Source organism: Pectobacterium peruviense (assembly GCF_003312355.2).
In the GTDB taxonomy this organism is placed as follows: Bacteria; Pseudomonadota; Gammaproteobacteria; order Enterobacterales; family Enterobacteriaceae; genus Pectobacterium; species Pectobacterium peruviense.
Genome location: NZ_CP161826.1, coordinates 1,127,152 through 1,147,364 on the forward strand (window position 1 = coordinate 1,127,152; position 20,213 = coordinate 1,147,364).

11 protein-coding genes are annotated in these 20,213 nt (G+C 53.0%); all 11 read left to right on the top strand.

Features of this window, described 5'->3' with window-relative positions:
- Window positions 1-6 precede the first annotated feature (6 nt).
- Entirely contained in the window at window positions 7-1,431 is a 1,425-nt protein-coding gene (tssA, locus tag DUT67_RS05050) for a type VI secretion system protein TssA (protein WP_113632887.1), read from the top strand.
- A gap of 24 nt (window positions 1,432-1,455) precedes the next feature.
- Entirely contained in the window at window positions 1,456-4,953 is a 3,498-nt protein-coding gene (gene tssM / locus DUT67_RS05055) for a type VI secretion system membrane subunit TssM (RefSeq protein ID WP_113632886.1), read from the top strand.
- A gap of 49 nt (window positions 4,954-5,002) precedes the next feature.
- Complete coding sequence (locus DUT67_RS05060; protein WP_039293263.1) at window positions 5,003-6,439, top strand: VasL domain-containing protein; 1,437 nt, start codon at window positions 5,003-5,005, stop codon at window positions 6,437-6,439.
- A 28-nt stretch (window positions 6,440-6,467) separates the two neighbouring features.
- Window positions 6,468-7,823, top strand: coding sequence for a tetratricopeptide repeat protein (locus DUT67_RS05065; protein WP_113625530.1), 1,356 nt, complete (start codon window positions 6,468-6,470; stop codon window positions 7,821-7,823).
- Between the two features lie 549 nt (window positions 7,824-8,372).
- On the top strand, window positions 8,373-8,891 hold the full coding sequence (locus tag DUT67_RS05070; protein WP_048261798.1) for an Hcp family type VI secretion system effector: 519 nt from the start codon (window positions 8,373-8,375) through the stop codon (window positions 8,889-8,891).
- A gap of 175 nt (window positions 8,892-9,066) precedes the next feature.
- Window positions 9,067-11,103 carry a type VI secretion system tip protein TssI/VgrG gene (tssI, locus tag DUT67_RS05075; RefSeq protein ID WP_113625531.1) on the top strand — a complete coding sequence of 679 codons (2,037 nt, stop codon included), beginning with the start codon at window positions 9,067-9,069 and terminating at the stop codon, window positions 11,101-11,103.
- Window positions 11,104-11,112: 9 nt separating this feature from the next.
- Window positions 11,113-12,486 carry a PAAR domain-containing protein gene (locus tag DUT67_RS05080; RefSeq protein WP_048261795.1) on the top strand — a complete coding sequence of 458 codons (1,374 nt, stop codon included), beginning with the start codon at window positions 11,113-11,115 and terminating at the stop codon, window positions 12,484-12,486.
- A gap of 80 nt (window positions 12,487-12,566) precedes the next feature.
- The gene (locus DUT67_RS05085) at window positions 12,567-13,265 is read left to right on the top strand and encodes an ankyrin repeat domain-containing protein (RefSeq protein ID WP_113625549.1); all 699 of its coding nucleotides are present in this window, start codon (window positions 12,567-12,569) and stop codon (window positions 13,263-13,265) included.
- Between the two features lie 159 nt (window positions 13,266-13,424).
- Window positions 13,425-14,381, top strand: coding sequence for a DUF4123 domain-containing protein (locus DUT67_RS05090; RefSeq protein WP_113625532.1), 957 nt, complete (start codon window positions 13,425-13,427; stop codon window positions 14,379-14,381).
- Window positions 14,378-15,295, top strand: a complete 918-nt coding sequence (locus DUT67_RS05095; protein WP_113625533.1) for a DUF4123 domain-containing protein — start codon at window positions 14,378-14,380, stop codon at window positions 15,293-15,295. The genes DUT67_RS05090 and DUT67_RS05095 overlap by 4 nt, the downstream gene beginning before the upstream one ends.
- Before the next feature lie 20 nt (window positions 15,296-15,315).
- A complete protein-coding gene (locus tag DUT67_RS05100; protein WP_368350112.1) occupies window positions 15,316-20,205 on the top strand; it encodes an RHS repeat-associated core domain-containing protein in 4,890 nt (1,629 codons plus the stop codon).
- The last annotated feature ends 8 nt before the right edge of the window (window positions 20,206-20,213 follow it).

A 20,213-nucleotide genomic window follows, 5' to 3' on the forward strand; every position in this document is an offset into this window, starting at 1 on the left:
GCGTTCATGCATGCACATCCCTGGTGTAAACGCCTGCAAACCTCGTTGCCGGATGAGCGGTTGCGCGCGGCGGTATTGGCTGACGATCCGCTCTGGGAAAAGGTAGAAACGGAACTGGTCAAGCTAGGATCGCTGGCGCATAACCAGGTCGATCTTAACGTGGTAGCGGGTTATTGCCTGACGTTACTGGAAAGCAAAACCAAAGACATGCGGGTACTGGTGCAGCTACTGCGCTGCTTACAGCACCCGGCTAAAGCGACGCCATTTTCTACCGCGCTGATGCTGTTGGATAGCTGGTTGGAGAGTTACTGGGTGACCGCCTGGCCTGCCAGCCCGGTGCAGAAACAGAAGTTGATGATCCAGATTGTTCGGCGTTTTGAGAGTGCGATCCCTCGTATTGCGGAGACTGCATCCAGCGCAGAGCTAGAGCAATTACAGCAGTTAACGGAGCAGGTGGCGACCCGTTGGGGCGAGCTGGCCAGCGACAAAGCCGCGCTGATGGATGAGCTGGTACAGGGCGTTAAGCGTGCCAGACAGCGGCAGCAGGCGCAAGAACAGGCGAATCAGACGGCGAAACCGACCCCGGCAGTGAGCGGTAGCGGTAACTCAGGCGGGAGTGAAACCAGCGGCAGTGCAGCCTCGACGCCAGTCAGTTCGGTGGAGATTAATTCATCCGATGAGCGCAGCTGGCGACAAACCCAGTTGAGCGTCGCTGCATTGTTGGTCGAGCGTCATCCTGATTCACCGATGGGCTATCGTCTGCGGCGCCATGCTATCTGGTCCAGCATTGCCACTCCGCCGATGTCGTCGAAGGGGCATAAAACGCAGTTGGCACCCGTTTCGTCAGACCGTGTGGATGAATACCAAAGTGCGCTTGCACAGGCTGATTTGGCGCTGTGGGAACGTATAGAACAAAGTCTGGTGCTGGCACCTTACTGGTTTGATGGCCACATGCTGTCTGCCTCGGTGGCTTCCAGACTGGGACATACGTCGGTTGCCACGGCGATGGCGGAAGAGCTTTCTGCGTTTATTCAGCGTTTGCCGGAACTGCGTGAACTGGCGTTCAGCGATGGCGCGCCATTTTTGACTGGGAAGTGTAGTCAGTGGTTGCAGTCCAGCCAGCCAGTGCGCGGTGGCGGCGGTGCGCGGCAGGACGATCTGGCAACAGAGGCTGCCTCCTGTCGGGATGAGAAAGGCATTGGCACGGCGATGTTGTTACTGGATGAACGCATGCGTCGCCTGAAAGAGCCTCGCGATCGCTTTTATGCCGAGTTGGTACTGGCGGATTTACTCGCTGAAGAAGGGATGAAATCACTGGCAGCACAGCACTATCAGCACATGTGGCAGGAAAGCCAACAATTGGGCCTGATGCAATGGGAACCGGGAATGGTCAGCCGCGTGGAGCGGTTGGCGGCATCCCGCAAAAAATAAGACATTCGGAGTGAATGGTCACTTATGTTTAAAACAATCATAACCTTTCTACGCAAGCAGTTGCCTAAACTGAAACCCTCCTGGCTGCTTTTGGGGGCGGTACTGTGGGTCGTGGTGTTGGTTCTGGCCTGGTGGCTGGGACCGCGTTTGACAGTGGGCGAGTCACGCCCATTGCAGGGAATCTGGGGCCGCGTGGTGTTCACGCTGGTTTGGCTGTGGCTGGCGTTCTCCTACAGTGCCTGGCTGGTCTGGCGTCGCGTGCAGCAGATGCGTGCGGAACGTCATGAACAGCAGGTGATTGAACAGGATCCCTTGCAGGTGTATGTCGACAGCCAGCAGACGTTTCTCGATCGCTGGCTGGAAGCGTTTCAGACTCAGTTGGGTAAAAAAGCGCTGTATGCGATGCCTTGGTATCTGACGATTGGTCTGGCTGGCAGTGGCAAAAGTAGCCTGATCCATCGCGCCAATCCGGCAAACAAAATGAATCCGAAGCTGGATGCAGAGCTGCGAGACGTGGCGGCAGGCCAGCAGGTGAGCAGCTGGGTCGGGGAATCCGCCGTCATTTGGGATCCTAGCGGACAGCTACTCGCACAGCCTGAGTTGGAGGGCGATTCGCTCGGGCTGCGCCATGCCCGACTGTGGCAGCACCTGCTACAGTGGCTCAGTGAAAATCGCCGCCGCCAGCCGCTCAACGGTCTGGTTCTCACGCTGGATATTTCCTGGCTGGCACAGGCCGGTGTCGCGGATCGCAAAGCCTACGCACAGGTCATGCGCGCGCGGTTGCAGGAAATTTCGGTGAACATCAATACGCGCTTACCGGTGTATATCGCGCTGACTCGACTGGATATGCTGAGCGGCTTCGATAAGGTCTATCGCCAGTTAAACCGCGACGCGCGTCAGGCCGTTTTAGGCGTGACGTTTACGCCGCAGGCGAGCAACAGCAAAGGGTGGCTGGAGGAATTAGAGCGTTTCTGGGACGAGTGGGTTACGCACCTGAATGACAATCTGCCAGACATGCTGCTGACGCAATCCGACAGAAGTGTACGCAATTCGCTGTTCTCGTTCGTCCGCCAGCTGGCTGGAGTGAAAGATTATGTGATGGAAGTGCTGACGGAAACGTTAGCGACGGGCGAGGATCGCGCGTTCCTGATCCGTGGCGTCTACGTCAGTTCTGTCTATCAACAAGGGGTGCCGTTCGATGCCTTTGCGCAGTCGGCTTCCCGACGCTATCAACTGCCAGAGCCGATTAACGCTGCGCTGCGCGGTGAATCGAATACGTTCTTTGTACAACGTCTTTTCCCTGACGTCATTTTCCCGGAAGCCAGTCTGGCGGGTGAAAACCGGATGCATAGTCTCTATCGTCGGCGTCGACTCAGTATCGGCGTAGGCTGCATGCTGCTCGCCAGTCTGGCGCTGGTCGGCAGTTGGCACCATTTCTATCGGGTCAATGAAGAGGCCGGGCGTAACGTACTGACGAAAGCGCAGGCGTTTATCGGCACCAATGAGCTGGAAGGGCAGCCGGGCTATGGCTATCAGCAGTTGCCGCGTCTGAATTTGATTCGCGATGCGACCTTATCCTTTGGTAATTACCACGAACGTACGCCGCTGCTAGCCGATCTTGGCCTGTATCAGGGCGGTAAGATTGGGCCTTATGTTGAAGGCACTTATCTGCAAATGCTGAACCAGCGCTTTCTCCCTGCGGTGATGCAGGGGCTGTTGGAGGACTTGAATCAGGCACCCGCTAATAGCGAGCAAAAGCTGACGATTCTGCGTGTGATGCGGATGTTGGATGATGCGTCAGGACGCAATAAAGCGCTGGTCGAACAGTTTATGGCGCAGCGCTGGCAGAAGGCGTTTCCCGCACAGGGCAATGTGCAGGAACAACTGATGCAGCATCTGGATTACGCCCTTGAGCATACCGACTGGCATAAGGCCCGTGAGCAAAAAGATGCGGCGGCGATCAGTACCTTTGCGCCATTTAATCAGCCGATTACGTTGGCTCAACAGGAGCTGAGCAAGTTGCCGATGTATCAGCGCGTTTATCAGAGTTTGGTGATGAAAGCGACGCAGGTGCTGCCGCCGGATTTAGCGATCCGTGATGAAGTCGGCCCGACGTTTGATCCGGTGTTTTCCTTGCGTAATGACAAAGCGGGAAGTGTGCCGCGGCTGCTGACGTATCCCGGTTTCAGTGATTATTACCTCAAGCAGGACAAAGCGCTGTTAGAACTGACGGCATTGGACGCCTGGGTTCTGGGCCAGCGTGAGCGTGCGCAGTTTAGCGAGGCAGACCGTCGGGAAATTCTGCGTCAGGTGAACGATCGCTACATTACGGATTACATCAACCAGTGGCAGAAAGTGTTGGCGAACATTGATGTGCAGACGCTCGATACGCCGGAGCAGGCGCTCGATATTCTCACGGATATTACCGGCAACGATCAGCCCTTCCAGCGTGTGTTGACCACGGTCAGTGATAACACCCGAATCCGTAAGCTGTCCGACGATGATAACGACGCGGCGCAAGGTATCAACACGCGCACGGGTCGTCCGTTTATGACTATCAATGCGGCACTGAGCGGACGTGGTGAGCAGGGGCCATTGGTGCAAGAGGTTAATCAGAAGCTGACCGATCTCTATCACTACCTCGATCAGATCGTCAACGCGACCGACCCAGGTCAGGCAGCGTTGAAGGCGGTGCAGGCTCGGCAGGGAAATAAATTTGCCGATCCGGTCTTCGCCTTACAGCAATACGCCCGCAGCCTCCCCGCGCCGCTGGACCGCTGGGTAGGACAATTAGCTGGAGAAAGCGCCAGTCTGGTGACCGGCCTTGCGATGTCGTCGTTGAATCAAGAGTGGCTGGATAAAGTTGTGACGCCATTCAATGAGAAGCTGGCGGATCGTTACCCCTTCGACCCGTCATCGAACAAGGATGTGCCGCTATCGGAAATGGAAATGTTCTTCATGACTGGCGGGACGCTAGACAGCTTCTATCAAACCAACCTCAAGGCGATGATGGAAAGCGGCATGCTGGAAGAAGGCATGGCTTCACCGTTGCAGGCCGAGCTGGTGAAACAGCTTGAACGCGCTACCCGCATCCGCCAGACCCTGTTTAATGCGCAGGGTAGCCTGGAAGTGCATTTTGTTCTGGAGCCGCTGGAATTGACGGCGAACAAGCGTCGCAGCGTACTCAATCTGGACGGACAACTGCTGGAATACAGCCACGGTCGTCGTCAGAAAACACCGCTGGTGTGGCCAAACAGTATGCGCGATGGAGCCGAAAGCAAGCTGACTCTGGTGCCGGACGATCGTGAGCGCTCACCACGTAGCCTGAGCTTTAGCGGTCCGTGGGCGATGTTCCGGTTAATCAACAGCGACCAGTTGACGCAGGTTAATGAGAACACCTTCGATGTGCGCTTCTCGCTGGAAAACGGCGCGATGACGTATCGCGTATATACCGATGCCAGCCATAACCCGTTTGCTGGTGGTCTGTTCAGCCAATTCACGCTGCCTGACTCGCTTTATTAACTTAACTCTCGGGAGCCTGCTCAGGCTCCCTATTGCTGGATGATGTGATATGCAAGATGCACAACAAGCCCTGAAAGTGGGCCGGGATCCACGGATGCTGCCGGAGTTTGATGCACTTCGGGCGGAAATTAACAAGTTGAGTCACGCGTCTCGTCCCGATGTGGATTGGATGCTGGTGCACGATATGGCCACCACCATCTTTGAAAAGCAGGGTGTGGATCTCCAGACTGCGATCTATTTCACCTTGGCGCGCTCGCGGTTGGCTGGATTGACAGGATTCACGGAAAGCTGTGAGTTTCTGGCGAATCTGATCGTGACGCAGTGGGATAACTTCTGGCCACCAGTGCATCAGGAACGGGCACGTATCGAGATGCTGGACTGGTTCATTGCCCGCATCAGCGAAGTGGTGCGGCAGTACGCTATCAGCCATGAACACAAGCGGCTGGTTTATCGTTGCGAACGCGCGCTGCAATTGATGAGTGAAAAGCTGCACAACTCAGGGTTGAGCCGCATTCCCCGCGTCGAGAATCTGCTGCACTTCGTCGAAGGTTATACCCATCTGTTTGATGAAACCGAGATTGTCATTGTGTCGGATGATCAGGAGCTGAGAAAACAGGATATGCAGATTCCGCCTATGGTGTTCTTTCATTCAGACATGGAGCCGGGTGCGACGGTGCAAAGCGGTGGTTCATCAGGCTCGGGTCAGGCTGCACTGCCCGCGGGTAGCATTCTCATCGGACGGGAGAAGGGGCAAATGAAACCGACGGTATTGAAAATTGAGGCGCATAAAAAGCAGAAGCCAGCCTGGTTCTGGTTTGTCTCCGGGTTGCTGACTTGCGCGCTACCTGTCGCCGCTATTACGGGGTGGCAGTATTGGCAGGAACAGAAAGCCGATGCGCTGGCATTGCTGCAACAGCCCGCGTACGCCTTGCCTACTGCCCCCGATCATAATGACATTCGCCGGGTGCGTATTGTTCTGGGTGAGCAGAAATTGCAGGGCATGGAAGGCGAACTGATCAACCGCTATCAGGCACAACTGGAACAGGTGAAAAATGCGTCGCCTTTCTACCTGTACCAGTACGGCAATGGGTTGAAAAACGTGATGCAGCAGCTTTACCCTGATTCGCTGGCGGTGAAGGAGATGGAGCGTCAGTGGCAAATTGCGCTTGAACGCCAGCAGGGTGATGAACCGAAAACACAGGGTTACGAACAGGCGCGTGCCAGAGTCAACGAGACGTTGCAGCAACTGCTGGAACTGGAGCGTCAGCGGCGGACGGTGACGATCTCCTACCTGAAATCAAAACTCTACGATATGCAAAAAGATCTGATATCGGACGTCCCCTTTGGGATACGGCTGCGTGAACTTGAGGCGCGTAAAATCAAGAGCCAATCGCTGACGCCAGCGGAGCTACGCGGTATGGAAGATGAGCTGCGCGCCTTCAATATTCGCTTGTACCGTTTGCAGCAGGGTAATTCTGCCAGTTGATTATCGTGAAGGGAAAACCGCTGAGCCCATGATGAAATACAACAAATTATTGATAGTCCTGTCGGCCTGCTGGCTGGCGTCATGTCAGGCACCCGTGACGTCGCTGCCTGAATCGGAGTTAGTGGCGTCAGCGAACCGCGGAAATGGTGAAGCGCAATATCAGCTGGCAAAGACGCTAGCCACACGTTCCCAGTACACCGAGGCGATGCAATGGATGCAGAAGGCGTCTGGGCTGTCTGAACTCCCCGGAAATGCAGAAATGCGCGCAGCTGCGGCGCTTCAGGTCGGCGATTGGTATCAGGCCGGGTTAGGCGCGCCAAAGAATAGCCCGTCTGCCCGCCAGTGGTGGGGAACGTCCTCACGTCTGGGAAATGGCGAAGCGGGGCATCGGCTCGGTATGGACTGTCAGGTTCAGCATCAGGGAAAGCTGGTAGCAGCCTGCCTGAATGCGTTTGAGTCTGCAGCGGCGAATGGCTATCCCCCCGCGCAGCTGATTGTTGCTCAGTGGCATGCGACGCATGCGGGCGGTGAAAAAGAGGCTGTAGTGTGGTTGCTGAAGGCTTCTGAACTTGGCAATCGGGATGCGCAATATCAGCTAGCGCAGCGCTATGAGCAGGGCAACGGCGTGGTTATCCGTCGCGATCTGGCCGAACGCTGGTATTTCCGTGCCGCGACGCTCGGTCAGGCACAGGCGCAACGGTGGATGGCCCTACATGAAGACGGCGAGAATGCGTTGAACTGGTATCAAAAATCCGCGTCATCAGGTGATGCGGAAGCCCAGCTTTGGCTGGGTAAGGCATACCGTGAAGGTAAGCGCTTACCTTGGGATGAGCAGAAGGCGCGTTACTGGCTGGAACGTGCTGCATCTGGAGGATCGGGCGAAGCAGATTATTTACTTAGCCAGAGTCAAACAACCCATGAAAAGCGTGAACATTATCTGGTTCAGGCGTCCTCTGCGGGCTATATCCGAGCGCAACGTGAACTGGGTGAGCGGCTATTTAAAGTGAACGAATTCGCGCGTGCGCGTGAAGAATATGCCAAAGCGGCTTCAGCAGGAGACTCTCTGTCACAACTGGCCTATGGCGAGATGCTGCGGCTGGGACAAGGCGGTAAAGAGGATTATGTTGAAGCGATGAAGCAGTATCGTCTGGCGGCGAATGACGGTAACCGTATGGCTCAGTATCGTATGGGGATGATGCGTCAGGATGGGCTGGGGGCATCCCGCAATCGTATTCATGCTTACGCCTGGTATGCCATGGCGGCGACGGAGGGGATGAGCGAAGCCATCCATGCGCGTAACGATCTGGAAGCGACAATGCAGTCTGATGAAATCAAAGCCGGACAGCGGCTGGCGATGCACTGGTCGTCAGGAAAGACAGAGTAATCTACTGTGGATTTGTTGGTGGTAAATAGCTGATGAATAGTTAAGGTAGAACCGATACATCATCACGGTTTAATGAGATCGTAATGACAATAACAGGCGGGTGTTGCGTGATAGCAACACCCGCTTTTTTGTTGTTATTCCGCGATCTACATGCCTATTTTTCATCATAAATGAAAGTGATTACTTACTTATCTTCTTATAGGAAATGAACAAATTATCGCCATATATCGTTCTTTACTATTAATGATCACTATTTTAATTGGTTATTTATTTGATTAATTCAGCACTAATAAAAACTTTCAGAATAACTGCGCATTCTGCGCAACTTCTTGCTCACTTTCTGGTGTAAATCACTTTTTGCGCAATGTTTGCAAACGATGCGAGAAGTCTGCGCAACTTATTGCTCAAATTTTGCTTAAGGGGAATTTTAGTTAAGTTATTTTTCATTAAAAACAACAAGATAAAAATTGGCATGGGGATTGCTATACAGACGGTGAAGTTACTAAACCCGTTTAACCATTCCCCGTTTCAACAACAAGGAGCAAGACTATGCCAACTCCATGCTATATCAGCATCGAAGGTAAAACTCAGGGCAATATCACCGCTGGTGCCTTCACATCTGATTCTGTCGGCAACATCTATGTGGAAGGCCACGAAGACGAAATGCTGGTGCAGGAATTCAAACACATTGTAACCGTACCGACCGACCCGCAGTCTGGTCAGCCATCTGGCCAACGCGTGCACAAGCCGTTCAAATTTACTGTCGCGCTGAACAAAGCGGTTCCGTTGATGTACAACGCCCTGGCGTCTGGCGAAATGCTGCCAACCGTGACCCTGAAATGGTACCGCACGTCAGTTGAAGGTAAACAAGAGCATTTCTTCTCTACCGTACTGACCGATTCCACCATCGTGGACATCGATTGCAAAATGCCACACTGCCAGGATCCGTCAAAGATGGACTACACCCAACTGATTGAGGTGTCGCTGGCCTACCGCAAAATTGACTGGGAACACACCGTTGCTGGTACGTCCGGTTCTGATGACTGGCGTGCGCCGGTCGAAGCGTAATTCCTATTTAACCCGGGCTTGCCCGGGTTTTCTGTTTTTTCTCTGATGTGAGTCGTGGTGTGAGCAGACTCAGACCACAGCTCAGGTTTTCATTTTTATCAGGATAGCGACGTACCGCTCCGGAGGAACCCGAGGCGTGCGGTAGCCATGGCAACGGCCAGTAAGGAGAGGACAGGTGGCAAACAGTACAGGATTACAGTTCACCGTAAAGGTTGGCGCCCTGGAGGCAGGCACCTTTGCGGTGGTGGATTTCAGGCTGGATGAGGGGCTGAATCGGCCCTTCAGCCTGTCGCTGAGTCTGGCGAGCGCGTTGCCGGATATCGATTTTGGCGCGGTACTGGACCAGCCGTGCGAGCTACTGATTTGGTATGAAGGCGAACTGAAGCGCCGGGTCAGCGGAGTGATCAGTGGATTTACGCAGGGCGATACCGGATTCCGGCGCACGCGCTATCAAGCGGAAATTCGGCCTGCTATGTGGCGGCTGGGGCTACGCACCAACGCCCGTATCTTTCAGGCGCAGAAGCCGGAAGCAATCATCGGTGCATTGCTGGAGGAGGCGGGCATTACCGACTATGCCTTTGCGCTGCGTAACGAGCACGCTGTACGGGAATATTGCGTGCAGTACCGGGAAAGCGATTTAGCCTTTATCACCCGACTGGCGGCAGAGGAAGGTCTGTATTTCTTCCACGAGTTTGAGGAAGGCAAACATCGGTTAGTGTTTGCCGACGATGCGGGTGCACTGACCAAAGGGCCAGAACTGTTCTTCAATCTCGCCACACAGGGGTTGAGTGAAGGTGAGTACGTGCGACGTTTCCACTATGCGGAACGCGTGAGCACCGCCGAAGTGGAACTGAAGGATTACTGCTTCAAGACGCCAGCTTATGGGCTGTCGCACAAGAAGATGAGCGGTGAGCTTGAGCACCAGCGCGAAAGCTATCAGCACTACGACTATCCGGGACGTTATAAGCAAGATCCGAGCGGCAAGGCGTTCAGCGGCTATCGTCTGGATGCGCTGCGGTCAGGGGCGGTGACGAGCGAAGGGGAATCCAACTGTGCGGGGCTGATGCCGGGTAATACCTTTACCCTGACGGAGCACCCGAATGCGACGCTGAACGCAGTATGGCAGACAGTGAGCGTGACGCACGTCGGGCAGCAACCGCAGGCGCTGGAAGAAGAAAGCGGCGGCGAGCCGACGACCATGAGCAACAGCTTTGCGGTGGTGAAAGGCACGACGACGTGGCGCGCTGCGATGCCGTATAAACCTATGGTGGACGGCCCGCAAATCGCGACGGTGGTCGGTCCGGCGGGGGAAGAGATTTACTGTGATCAGTACGGTCGGGTAAAACTGCAATTCCCGTGGGATCGCTACGGCGCGAGCAACGACCAGAGCTCTTGCTGGGTGCGTGTCAGTCAGGGTTGGGCAGGCGGCCAGTACGGCATGATCGCGATCCCGCGCATCAACCATGAAGTGATCGTCAGCTTCCTCGAAGGCGACCCGGACCAGCCGATTATCACCGGACGTACTTTCCACGCGACCAACCCGACGCCGTACGTTTTACCCGCACATAAAACGCGCACAACGCTGCGTACTGATACGCATAAAGGCAATGGCTTCAACGAACTGCGTTTTGAAGATGAGGCGACGCGTGAACAAATTTACTATCACGCTCAAAAAGATATGGATGGCGTCATCAACAACATCCATCGGCAGAGCGTGGGGCGCGATCAGCACCTTAGCGTCGCTCAGGATCAGTTCCAACGGGTCGATCGTCACCGTCACCGAACGATAGGCAAAGATGACTTTGAAAACATCGGTCAGGATCATCATCAGGAAATTGGCCGAAGCTTCATTCAGAAGATTGGCTCTTCGTTCAAGCGCTTTATCGGTGGGGGAGAGATTACCCGTATTGAAGGAAGCCGTCAGACTACGATGTCCGGCTCTGAAGAGACGCTGATCGGAGCGCACCAGCGTGTTCTGGTCAATACGGACAGCTATCTGAAAGCCGCGGATATTGTGCTGGAAGCAGGGCAGGCTCTGACGATTAAAGCGCCTGGCGGTTTTATCAAGATTGATAGCGCGGGCGTCACGATCTCCGGGACGATTGTGAAAATCAACGATGGTGGTGCGGCTGGCGTAGGGACGGCGCCGGTGTCGATTACGCCAGAAGACCCGACTAAGCCTACGCAGCCGGATGCGCCAGACAGACGTTAAGGAGGAACTATGCCAGGTGCTGCACGTTTAGGAGACAGCTGCGCGGGTCACGGCTGTTTTCCTGCCACCCCAATTATTGAAGGCAGTGGTGATGTCATCATCAATGGCAAACCCGCAGCCCGTAAAAGTGATGCAGTCTTACTTCATGCCTGTCCTTGCCCGAATGTGCCTCACGGCGTACACAGTCGAGCGATATCTGCGGGTTCCGGTACGGTCATCATCAATGGAAAGCTGGCGGCGCGTATCGGTGATGCGATTGGCTGTGGCGGCTCGGTCGCTGCAGGCAGTGGGAACGTAATCATTGGCGACTCGCCTTATCAGTCCCCTGTGAAACCGTGTGCCGAACAATCGGCCAAAAGTCGCGCGCCTCTACTAGCATTAACGCCGATGCTGTTACCGACATTAATGGAGTGGGCTTCGGTCGCCGAGTTGCCCATTCTTGATGATCTGCTCTCCGTCGCCCAGCGTAAAGAGCGTTATCTGGCGCGCGCCAAGTTGGCGACCGAGGCGGCGACGCTGCCGGGATTAGCCGATGCGGCAAAACGGCTGGCGTTTAATAACGACAGCATCTTGCGCGCTGAGGCGGCTCAGTACGTTTATTCGGTCGATGAATTTCGACGAGGCGTGCTGGATAAACTGCCTAAGGCTCCGGTTGGTCTGGAACTGCTGGATGTCCAAAAACTTCCTGGTTTGACGGACAATGATTTTATGGATAAGAAAACAGGGTTTGGTTCTGCCCTGTTCAAATCAGCGATTAATGGTGAAACCATGTTGACCTATAGGGGTACCAATAATGCGGTGACGGGAGTGAAAGACTGGTTGACTAACGCCACTCAGGGTATGGGATTTGAATCAGCGCAATACAAACAAGCAATGGATCTCGCGACTCAAGTCAAAGATCTGATGCCAAATCCTCCACCTGTTATTGTTGGCCACTCTCTGGGGGGCGGGTTAGCCTCTGCAGCGGTCAGTGCGACAAAACTTCCCGGCTATACGTTCAATGCCGCAGGATTACATGAGAATACTGCCTTGCGAGGTGGTGGTGCGACATTGGCAGAAACGGCATCATTGATTAAAACACAAGCGGTTGATGGCGAGATATTAACCATGGTGCAAACCTACGGTAAAGCTTTGATTCCAGGCTTGCTATCCGGTGCGGGCGCATTGATTGGCGGAACCGCCGGTGCGGCGCTAGGGGGCGTTATCGGTGTTGCAAAGCTACTGGGAGGGGGGCTGCCGAAAGCAAGCGGTGATATGATGGCGCTTCCCGCTGTTGGCGGTTCACCGATTGCGCGTCACGGTATGGATCAGGTGGTTGCGGGTATTGAAAGCCAGAAAAAGGAAGATATCGGGAAGATAACCAATACATTCAGGGGAATATAATGCAATGGTTGGCACGTATAAAATGGGTAGGCGTCGTTATTCTGGGATTATTAACCGCTTGTCAGGCAGGAGGACACAGTATGCGGGCGAGTGAACTTTTTGAACCACCTGTGGTGGCTGTGCTGGAAAGCATTCAAAAAGGTGACGAATCAGCAGCCCGTCATCAACTGTCACAGGGCGTTAACCTGAATATTAAGGGAAAAGAAGGTGTTACTCCGTTGTTGTGGCTGATTTATGAGACGAAGGATAAAAAAGCCGTCACGCTGGCGCTGAAACTGGGTGTCGATCCAAACTATAAAGACGGATTTGGCGACAGCGCAGTTAATTCCGTGGCGGGAGCCAAAGATCCAGATTGGCTTCGCATTATTCTGGATGCGGGGGGCGATCCAAATGCAATTGGTCGTCGTGGTCAGCCGGCAATATTTAGTGCCATTAATGAGCAACGGTGGGCTGATATTAAGCTACTCGTTGAGAAAGGGGCTGATCTGAATTTAGAAGATCAAAATAAAAGAAATAGTGCGCTTTATGCCGCTTATGTAAATGAATACGAAATTGTGTATTGGTTGATTGAGCAGGGCGCAAGTTTCGATACTTATTCTTCAACCGGTAGTAGCTTGGCGTGGCGTGTACACGACAGCTTATCCATTATGTCCCCTAAATCACCTCACTATCCTTGGGCGCTGAAGGTAAAACAACTGTTACTGGATCGCGGTGTTAAATTCCCACCGTTGTCGCCTGCTGAAGTTCGGGAGCGTTGGGAAAAAGGACTACCGCTGTAATTTCTTTTCGATTTGTAGTGTTTATTATCCATTTCGTGTCATAAAAATAAACTGCGTTTACCGACCAGATAATCATGCTGATTATCTGGTCGGTGCTGCGATCAATGAATACACCTCATCGTATTAAAAATTATATTATTTATTTACAGGCAAATAATGATGATGGCAAACGGTTATACTCTGTTTGAAATCAGCCAGTTCGATGCGCCTTTATACGCTATTATCTCGCCGCTGAGTTATCCCAAATTACCTGAATATTGGCAGGCTTTTCAACCTGCTGCTGCGGATATATGGCAACAGCTGCATTTTGGCAAGGATGCTGAAGACTGGCAGATGTGGGCTCCAATTGTGGTGAAAATAGAAGAAGGCAAACCAGGCGAAACCTTATTGCATTGGCTGACAGAGACGCAGCCGGAGCGGCATGGTGGCGTGATTCTTACGCATAGCTCACTGACATTGCAGCAGGTTGCTGACTTTTGGCAGACGCGTATTTTCTGTCTCTGGCCTGATGGCACACGAGCGCTGTTTCGTAGCTATGTGCCAGAGGTTTTATCGACCTGGTGGTCTACCCTTGACCTTGCTGCTCAAACTGATTTTCTTGGTCCGTTAAATAATATGTATTTGCCTATAGTGAATAGCGAACGAGGGGAGTATCAGCTATTTTCACAGCAGGCTGTTAATAAAGAAAATAAGATCGAAATTAATAAAAATTACCAAATTAACTTAACGAATTATCAATACTACCTTCTCGCCAATGACAATCGATTACACCGATTAGCGAATGAACTCTTTCTTTTTGTCAGTGCGCAATGTGCTTTTCCTCTGGATCTCGAAGTAGTAAAGGCTCGATTTATTAGCGGCATTGCATTAGCTGAAAAATATTACCCTAAAGCCAGCGAAGCGGAATGTGAAGCCTGGTCTGCTCATCGCTGGGTACTCGGTAGCGAATTCTATTTACACTCGATTTTTATTCATCTGATTGAACGCTATTCGATTGCGGACAGTATTCGGATTTTTAAATCTGAGCCTGAACGTATTGAAAGTGTACAGCTTAATTACCATCGCCCCGGTTGGATGCGGGGAGAGTTACCTGACATGACGGAGGTCACGCTGTGAGTGTATCGCAACCTTTCCTTGAACTGACGCCGGAAGATGATACCGCCTGGCAAACGCGTGTTGCTCAGGGTGGCTGTTTTGTTATTGCTGAGGCATCAATGAATGATGCAGTGCCTTGGCTGGCCGAGCGCTGGGGAGGGAGTCTGGAACAGACGCGTTTGTATTGGGGGGAAACGGGGCGCGTTCATGCGTCGGTAGCGCCGTATTGCATCCCGCTTAACGCGGCTAACTGGTCGCAGGTGAAAGAACACATTATCACCCAGTCTGGGTGGGGAATGGGTCTGCAACTGGAATGGTTTATGCAGGCGTACTCGCCGCTCGATCAATTACTTGAGGTAACAAAGCATCTGCGGCAGTGGAGTCTGGTGGCTTCACCTTCCGGGGAAAATGTCATTCTGCGTGTGGGTGACTGGCGGGTGGTGAATCAACTGCTATCAGCCAGTTCTGTACAAGAAGCCTGCGCGCTCTATGGCCCGATAGCCAGCTTCTGCGATATTTCGCCTGATGGAAACGTACGTGCTTTAAACCTGACAGCCCGTGAACCCCACTCCATTCCCGACATCCTGCCGCGTCAACTGAGCGATGAACAATGGCAAGCCATCATGGTGCCTTCTGAACATCAGAATCTGGCGCGCTACAGGGAACACCTGCGCGCTTACCATGCTGGCTGGCAACATGCGCCTGACGATGAGCTACAGACGTTTACCTACCAGCAGGCGGAACAGGCGAGGAACAACGGCTTTAACAATGACCGCGATATCGTGCGTTGGCTGGCATTGGCGACAGAACTCTCGCCGGAATTCATTCATCAGCCCTGGGCAAAAAATATTCTGATACAGCCGGAATACATCGGCACGCAAAGCCGTATGGATCGTCTGTATCAGGCAGCAATTGACCACCTGGACGAAGCATAAAATAAAAAGGACGTCATTTCATGAGTCAGGACAAGCAGGATTCATTACACCAAAGTAGTGCCGCTGCGGAAAAAAAGTTTTCAACGGATAAAATCATTCAAGGGGGGTGTAAAGAATGTGAGTGTGAAACCTTTGTTCAATATGTCTACTCGTCAGGGGATCCTGTACCAAATGCTCCTTTTGTTTTAACCGATAGCAAAGGGAATAAAACGGATGGGCAAACGGATGGAAGTGGGTACTTTAAAATCCAAAATATGGCGTGCAATGCTTATCAACTTGATATTAAGGAAGGTTCAGATGATTTTGATTCCCCTGATACCGTAGAAAATAACCCAGTACTCCAAGCTAATCCCGCTCACGCAGCATTAGCTGGAGAGTATTTTACCCTTTATTTACTATTGCATGAAAAAGGAATTGTAGAGTACGACGCTGAAGACAGCGAACGTTATGATGAAGTGAATGTTGATGATAGTACATTGAGTGGACGATTTTTTTCTAACGTTGAAGATAAATATCAACTAGCCTATGACCGTTTTCAAACATTAAAAAAACAGATTAATGCGGGTGATCGTGAATTTAAGCGGGCAATTAATAAAATTCATCATAGCCTGTCAGCAGAAGTTGCCGATCAGACAACAGAAACAGCGGTTTTGCTACTTTGTCAAATTATTCTCGGCTTTATCCCAGTGGTTGGTCAGGCACCCGATGTTTATTTTATTGGTGAGTGGTGCTGGGCTGCCTATAAAAAACCAGATAACCTGGAGGATAACTATTTCCTTGCTGAGGGTGCACTGAATGTCGTAGGCGTTATTCCTGGCCCTGGACATGCTCTAAAAATTGCAGGTAAATCTGTTGTCCGTGCAATGAAAGCATTAGAAAAAAGTGCGTTGGATAATCAAGCCGTTCAACTGGCTGTTCGTGAAATTAGAAATCTATCTAATGGTAATATTGTTCGATGGTTAATGGATTTTGCCGAAAAAATAAATAAAGAAGCTAAAGAAGCTATAAGTTTGCTCAATAAAATAATTACGGCTATTGAGCTGATGGTAAAAAATGCCACAAGTTCAGCAAAAAGTTGGATTGTTGCATTTGCAAAAGATAGTTTTTCTGCAATTTGTGGTGTTATTAAAAAGCTCATTAATAAATTTAAAGAAATTGTTGATGAGATTATCCAGAAAGTTAATACGTTTATTGGGAAGATTATTACCAGAAAATCTGGATCAGCGGTAGGTAAAGGGGAGGCGACAAAGCCTGAAATTAAGGTAGCGGATAAAACGCCACTAGATGTTGATGGCACTCCCGGCCATACGTCATCTACCGCTGGCACCGCAGATGGAAAGACCTGCTCTACATCAAATAAGTGCCAAGGTGAAGGTGAACCGGTCGATATGGCCACGGGATATATGGTGGAGTGGCGTACTGATTTCCAACTAGCAGGTATTTTACCGCTGGCGATGAAACGCTATTACCGGTCTGGTGGTGAGCGGAAACCTGGTTTATTAGGATCATTATGGCGTAGTAACTGGGATATGAGCCTGACACTTAAAGAAGGTGTAGTGACTCTGATTGACGGTGAATTCAATCAGGCGATATTTGTTTTGCCTGTTGAGGGAGAATGTACTCGTTCACCGTCTAACCCGCAGTGGAGATTGACCCGCCAACAGGGGCGTTTGATTCTGCAAGATGCTGGTGGTTTACACTATCGCTTTGAGCACGCCAGAGGGAGGGAATTATGCCTAACATCCATAGAGGATCGGCAGGATAACCAGATCTCGCTGATTTGGGAGTTTGGCGTGTTACGTTGGGTTGCTTTGCCTGACAAGCGCTTGATTCATGTGGAAACTCGTCGCCAACGTATTACTTGTTTAACGTTATGCGATGCTCATCGCAACCCTTTGAAAAAATTGGCTAACTATATCTACGACAGTCGCGGGCATTTACTGAGCGTGCGGGCTGACGAAGGGCGCAACTTTGATTATCGTTATTCTCCTGAAGGCTGGCTGCTGCGCTGGTCGGATTTAGCGTTGACTTGGGTTGAACACGACTACGATAAAAAAGGTCGTGTAATACGTGATAGAACCTCGGAAGGCTACTGGCCGGGGCACTTTGAATATGATGATGATACCCTAACCAGCCGTTACTATAGCGGGTTTGGTGGAGTGATCAGCTATGTGCGCGATGAGCGTAATAATATTCTGTTAAAGCGTACACCAGATGGCGGTGAGACCCATTTCGAGTGGGTGGACAACCAACTGGTGGCGGAGACCGACCCGCTGGGTGGACGCACGACGTATCAGCGCAATGACTGGGGACTGGTGACTGAGGTTATCCTGCCTGATGGTGCCACGCACCAATGCGCGTATGACGATAACGGAGATCTTCTGGCCTATACCGACCCGCTGGGCAGTGAATGGTACTACCAGCGTAATGCGACCGGGCAGGTTATGGAGGTGAACGACCCTGAAGGTCGTGAGTGGCTGTATTCTTATGGAGAAACGGGACAGCTATCGACGGTGATAGGGCCGGACGGTGTATTGCAGCGTTATCACTATAACCGCCGTGGCCTGCTGAGCAGCCTTGAACGGGATAATGCGCCACCGGTAACGTTCCGGTATGACGACCTTGACCGCCTGACGGAGCGACATATCGGGCATGAGATGGGCGTGCAGGTTCGGCGCTGGGAGTATGACGGCGTGCGCGAGTCACCGTCGAAAGTGGTATACGAAGACGGCAGCGAGACGCAGTTCGGTTATGATGTGGAAGGTAACCTGACGGCAGTGACGGATGCGCTGGGCCAGCGCCACCAGTTCCGCTACGGGGCGTTCGATAACCTGCTGGAAGCAACCGACCCGTTGGGCGCAACCGTTCGCTACCACTACAATGCGGAAGCGGAGTTCGCCGGGGTGACGAACAGTCAGGGACGGGACTGGACGTACGGCTTTGACCACAGCGGACGGCTGAGTGAGGAGCGGCATTACGACGGCCGGATATATCGCTATCACTACGATGTAGCAGACCGTCTGGTGCAGCGAATGGCACCGGATGGTAGTGCTCTTCATTATGAACATGATGCGTCAGGGCGGATAACGCGTATCACGGCGCGGAGAGCGGACGGGGAAACGGACGGCATCACCGAGCTGGCATATGATGTTGCCGGTAGGCTGACCAAAGCCGTCAGCCCGGATGCGGTGGTGGAATACGCCTATAACCGGGCGGGTCAGGTGACGTCGGAGACGGTCAACGGCGAGGCGGTGCAGAGCGGTTACGACGCGGGCGGTCAGCGTGCCATTGTCGACGGTATTCTGGCGCCACTGCAGCTGGCATGGCAGTCGGGGCGGCTGTCGTCGCTGGGCATCGGTTCACACCAGCCGTTGCAGTTCAGCCACACCGCGGCGGGCGAAGAGCAGCGACGCAGTAACGGCAGCGGGTTTGCATTACGACACGAGTGGAGCCCGACGGGGCTGCTGCAGCGTCAGGCGCTGGAAGGGGCGGACGGGCGGGTCAATGACGTGCTGGAGCGTCGTTATCAGTACGATGTGCTGGACCGTTTGACGGGTATCACCGACAGCCACTGGGGTGAGCAGGCCTTCCGGCTGAACGGGGCGGGTCAGGTGACGGCGGAGCGCCGTGATGAGGGACGTCGGCGTCAGGCACGGCTATTTGGCTACGACAGCGAACAGAACCTGTGCGAGGTGTCGCAGATAGCGCCGGGTCTGGGTGAGACGCTGAAGGTGCAGGATGCGGTGGTGCAGTCGTCGGCACGGTACGATGCGGCAGGCCGGGTAATCGAGCGGGGCCATACGCAGTACCGGTATGATGACTGCGGGCGTCTGGCGATGAAACGTGAAACGCGTCCGGGGTTCAGGCCGAAGGAAACGTACTTCGACTGGGACGTACAGGACCGGCTGGTACGGGTGAGTCTGCCGGACGGCGCACGGTGGCGCTACCGTTACGATGCGTTTGGTCGCAGAGTCAACAAGGTGCGCGAGGGGCAGGTGCCGTCGGCGCAGGCGGTAGCGCGGGTGGCGTACCGGTGGGATGGTGACCAGCTGATTGGTCAGCAGCAGTACCGGGCAGACGGCTCCGCGGCGCGGGAAGTGCAGTGGGTATACGAGCCGGGAAGCTTCCGACCACTGGCACAGGTGGAAGCGCAGGGCGACAGCACACAACTGCACTACATCGTCACTGACCTGACAGGGACCGCGAGAGAGCTGTGCAGCGAGGAAGGGGAAATCCGCTGGCGCGGCGAACAGGGTTTGTGGGGTGCGCATCGTGAAGAGCGGCGACCCATCCCGCTGCGGCGCTACCTGGGGGATGCGGCAAACGAGGAGGTGTACTGTGAGCTGCGCTATCAGGGACAGCTGTACGATGCGGAAACGGGGCTTTACTACAACCGGCATCGTTACTATGATGCGGAGAGCGGACAGTATCTGTCACCGGACCCGATAGGGCTAAGAGGTGGCATCCATCCTCAAGCGTATGTACACAATCCGTTGGAGTGGATCGATCCTTTAGGATTATCCAAATATCCCGGCGTTGATTTCTCTGGTACAGATGCTCTCTATCAAGGTGGAGAAAATACCGTCAAAATTAAAATGACTGGCGGGAGGTATGGCGACTTCAAAGCTGCAAATGATCTTGCTGGATATAATGGTCCTTCTGGAAAAGCTACGGGTAAAGCTCATCCTGCTGGGTATACTTGGCATCATCTTGATGATTATGATCCAGTCACTAACGAATCAACAATGCAATTGGTAAAAACTGAAGCGCATGAAAAAACATTCCCTCATTCTGGATCTGTAAGTCAATTTGAAAAGCATCATGGCGTGGAATATGAATCACCAGAAGCTAAACGTATTGCTAAAGAAATGAATAAGCCTAAACCACCTAAGGTTTGCAAACAGAAATAGAGAGGTTT